Origin of the sequence: Mammaliicoccus sp. N-M50 (assembly GCF_022386995.1) — a bacterium.
Classification (GTDB): domain Bacteria; phylum Bacillota; class Bacilli; order Staphylococcales; family Staphylococcaceae; genus Mammaliicoccus; species Mammaliicoccus sciuri_A.
In genome coordinates, this window is record NZ_JAJNJA010000037.1 from 1 (window position 1) to 293 (window position 293).

A 293-nucleotide genomic window follows, 5' to 3' on the forward strand; every position below is an offset into this window, starting at 1 on the left:
TGTTTTCAAGTGTCGTACTGCGAATGACAGTTCTGGTGTTGATTTGTATGTTTCTGGCAAGATAACTTCAATACCATTGGTACCTAATACTTTCGCGATTTCTATCGCAAATTCTTTAGATAAATGACGTGTATCAAAATGAATCACGATTTTAGGCGTATTTGAAATATGCGTTAAATATTTAGCTAAGCCTAGCGCAAACTTTTGAATCGTGAATTTATTCAATCTACCTGGTCCTATACCGAAGGTACTTCTAATACCAGCCGTTCCAAATGATAAGACGTCTGTAAATC

General features: G+C 35.8%; 1 pseudogene. It reads right to left on the bottom strand.

Annotated elements, in window-relative coordinates:
• Positions 1-293, bottom strand: a pseudogene (locus LQ622_RS14955) (phospho-sugar mutase); the annotation flags it as partial.